Raw genomic sequence first — 2666 nt, 5'->3', positions numbered from 1 at the left:
ACGGCAGTCCATCAACCTCAATGGAACTGCCTGACTCTCAAAGCGCCTCGCGCCCCGGCACCCCATCCACCAACCGCAGGATCCCCAGCGGGTTGGCGTTTTTCAGCGGTTCCGGCAACAGGTTGTCCGGATAGTTCTGGAAGCACACCGGACGCAGGAAGCGATCGATCGCCAGCGTGCCCACCGAGGTACCACGGGCATCGGACGTCGCTGGATAAGGGCCGCCATGGACCATCGAATCGCACACCTCGACGCCGGTTGGATAGCCGTTGAGCAAGATGCGACCGACCTTCTGTTCCAGCAATGGCGTCAGTTCACCGAACTGTTCGAAATCCGCCGGCTCGCCGATCATCGTGGCGGTGAGCTGGCCGTGCAGGCCGTTCAAGGCAGCGGTCAGTTGCGCCTGGTCCGCCACTTCGACGAACACCGTGGTCGGGCCGAAGACTTCTTCCTGCAAGGCCTCATCGCCGTTGATCAACAGGCTGGCATCAGCCTTGAACAATTGCGGCCGGGCCTGATTGCCCTGCTGCTCACCACCGGCCAGGTGTTCGATACCCGAGTGAGCCCGCAATTTCTGCAGGCCCTTGCCGTAGCTTTGCAGCGTACCGGCGTTGAGCATGGTCTGCGGCGCCTGGTCGCCGATCAGCGTCGCCACCTGCTGGGTGAAGGCAGTGAATTCCGGCGAGCGAATGCCAATCACCAGGCCTGGGTTGGTGCAGAACTGACCGCAGCCCTGCACCACCGATGCGGTCAGGTCACGGGCAACGCTCTCGGCACGGTTTTTCAAGGCCTGTGGCAAGACGATCACTGGGTTGATGCTCGACATTTCGGCGAACACCGGGATCGGCTGTGGCCGTGCCGCCGCCATGTCGCACAGCGCGCGCCCGCCCTTGAGGGAGCCGGTGAAACCCACGGCCTGGATCGCCGGGTGCTTGACCAGCCATTCGCCAACGCCCCCGCCGTAGATCATGTTGAACACACCGGCCGGCATCGCGGTTTTTTCGGCGGCGCGGATGATCGCATCGGCGACGTGCTCGGCGGTTGCCATGTGGCCACTGTGGGCCTTGAACACCACTGGGCAACCGGCGGCCAGCGCGGCGGCAGTGTCACCACCGGCCGTGGAGAATGCCAGCGGGAAGTTGCTGGCGCCGAACACCGCCACCGGGCCGAGACCGATGCGGTATTGACGCAGGTCCGGGCGCGGCAGCGGCGTGCGCTCCGGCAAGGCGCGGTCGATACGCGCGCCGTAGAAGTCGCCTCGGCGCAAGACCTTGGCGAACAGGCGCATCTGGCCGCTGGTGCGACCGCGCTCGCCCTGGATGCGGGCCGCTGGCAACGCGGTTTCGCGGCAGACCACGGCGACGAACTCATCGCCCAGGGCGTCCAGTTCATCGGCGATGGCGTCGAGGAACTCGGCCCGACGCGCCGCACTCAGGCTGCGATAGGTCGGATAAGCCGCCGCAGCGGCCTTGGCGGCGGCGTCGACTTCTTGTGCCGTGGCCTGGACGAAATCATGGGGCAAGGCCTCGCCGGTGCTGGCGTCGACGCTCTGCAGGCGAGTCTGGCCGGCCGCGCTGCGCGCCCCGCCGATGTAGTTGTGGCCAAGGATCTGGTTCATCGCAAGTCTCCTTTCAAAGTGTGCCGATAGTACCCGGATTGAATACCGCGTCCACCGGGGCAATGCCATTGACCAGCGGCGCACCGAACTCGGCCTGGCTGATCTCGAATACATCCCCCGGCTGGGTGCGGATGCCGTCGGCGAACGACAGCGTCGCGGTGCCGAAGAAGTGAACGTGCACGTCCCCCGGGCGCAGGAACTGACTGTACTTGAAGTGGTGGAACTCCAGGTTTTCGAGGCTGTGGCACATGTTCGCCTCGCCGCTGAGGAATTCGTTCTGCCACAGCACTTCGCCGTTGCGCAGGATACGACTGGTCCCGGACAGATGTTGAGGCAGTTCACCCACGCGAAGTTCCGGACCAAAACTGCAACTGCGCAGTTTCGAATGGGCCAGGTACAGGTAATTCTTGCGTTCCATGACGTGGTCGGAGAATTCGTTGCCTACCGCAAAGCCCAGCCGATACGGCTTGCCGTCGTGGCCGATGACGTACAGGCCGCTGATCTCCGGCTCTTCGCCAGCGTCTTCGGCAAACGGTGGCAGCGGGAACGGATGGCCCGGGCGGACCACGATGCTGCCGTCACCCTTGTAGAACCATTCCGGTTGCACGCCGGCCTGCCCGGCCTGGGGTTTGCCACCCTCCACGCCCCATTTGAAGATGCGCATGGTGTCGGTCATGGCGCTTTCATCGCCGGCCTGCTGGTGCATCTTGTCCCGGGCCGAGGCACTGCCCAAGTGAGTCAGGCCGGTGCCGCTGACCAACAGATGCGCCGGATCGGGGTGATCCAGCGGCGGCAGGATGCGCAGCTCGCCGAGCAATTGCGCATAGTCATGGCTCGCCCCCAAGTCCAGGCCGTTGACCTGCTGCTCAAGCTTCACGCCCGCCTCGATGGCCGCCAGCGCCAGCTCGCGCACCGTGTTGGCGCCCTGCACTTCGCGCACCTGATCGCCGTCGACCACACCGACGCGGCGCTCGCCGTGACTCAATTCGAACTGAACTAAACGCATATCTTTCTCCTTGTAAGCAAATCTTGAATTCGGTGCGGTCCC

General features: G+C 64.5%; 2 protein-coding genes. Both read right to left on the bottom strand.

The annotated features are described in order from the left end of the window. Positions 1–37: 37 nt before the first annotated feature. Entirely contained in the window at positions 38–1618 is a 1581-nt protein-coding gene (locus tag OC610_RS25175; protein WP_264431731.1) for an aldehyde dehydrogenase (NADP(+)), read from the bottom strand. A 13-nt stretch (positions 1619–1631) separates the two neighbouring features. Further along, positions 1632–2624, bottom strand: coding sequence for an AraD1 family protein (gene araD1, locus OC610_RS25170; RefSeq protein WP_264431730.1), 993 nt, complete (start codon positions 2622–2624; stop codon positions 1632–1634). Between the last annotated feature and the right edge of the window lie 42 nt (positions 2625–2666).

The sequence above is a fragment of the Pseudomonas agronomica genome, from assembly GCF_025917275.1.
Taxonomy (GTDB): domain Bacteria; phylum Pseudomonadota; class Gammaproteobacteria; order Pseudomonadales; family Pseudomonadaceae; genus Aquipseudomonas; species Aquipseudomonas agronomica.
Note: the sequence above shows the minus strand (reverse complement) of the source record. Positions and strands in the feature narration are given on the sequence as shown.

Coding starts and splice junctions, on each gene's coding strand:
- OC610_RS25175 (WP_264431731.1), bottom strand. CDS start 1,618: ATGAACCAGATCCTTGGCCACAACTACATCGGCGGGGCGCGCAGCGCG.
- araD1 (WP_264431730.1), bottom strand. CDS start 2,624: ATGCGTTTAGTTCAGTTCGAATTGAGTCACGGCGAGCGCCGCGTCGGT.